Annotated in this window: 1 protein-coding gene; it reads left to right on the top strand. The window is 69.0% G+C overall.

Going from position 1 to position 719, the window contains the following annotated elements; translation table 11 throughout:
• Positions 1-17 precede the first annotated feature (17 nt).
• On the top strand, positions 18-719 hold a 702-nt coding region (locus G4D86_RS51770), incomplete at its 3' end, for an AMP-binding protein (RefSeq protein WP_164003103.1).

Here is a 719-nt window from a genome sequence, read left to right as displayed (position 1 = left end):
TGCTGGTGAAGCACGGCGTGACGACGCTGCACCTCACCGCCGGCCTCTTCACCCAGGTGGTCGACAACAACTTCCCGGCCCTGCGCGGCGTGAAGCAACTGCTCACCGGTGGCGATGTCGTGAGCGCGCCGCATGTCCGCCGCGTGCTCGAAGAGCTGCGCATCCCCGTCACGGCCTGCTACGGCCCCACGGAAACGACGCTGTTTGCCTCCACCCACCGCATGACCTCGGTGGAGCACGTGGGCTCCTCCGTGCCCATTGGCCGTCCCATCGGCAATACGCAGGTGTACGTGCTGGATGCGCACGGTCAGCCAGTGCCCGCTGGCGTCGTCGGTGAGCTGTTCATCGGCGGCGACGGCGTGGCCCGTGGCTACGTGGAGCAGCCCGCCCTCACCTCCGAGCGATTCGTCCCCGACTCCTTCTCAGGTGTTCCGGGTGCCCGCCTCTACCGCACGGGCGACCTGGCCCGCTGGCGGGGTGACGGCGTGCTGGAGTTCCTTGGCCGCGCGGATGCGCAGGTGAAGGTGCGCGGCTACCGCATCGAACTCGCTGAAGTCGAAGCAGCCCTGCTGGCCTTCGACAACGTCGGTCAGGCCGTGGCCCTGGTGCGTGAAGACGTGCCCGGCGACAAGCGCCTCGTCGGCTACGTCGCCGCTCCCGAGTCGCTCGACATGGCCGCGCTGCGTGCCGCGCTCAAGCAACGGCTGCCCGAGTACATG

The organism is Pyxidicoccus caerfyrddinensis (assembly GCF_010894405.1).
GTDB lineage: Bacteria > Myxococcota > Myxococcia > Myxococcales > Myxococcaceae > Myxococcus > Myxococcus caerfyrddinensis.
The sequence above is the reverse complement of the archived record's forward strand: the minus strand, read 5'-3'. Positions and strand labels throughout refer to the sequence as shown.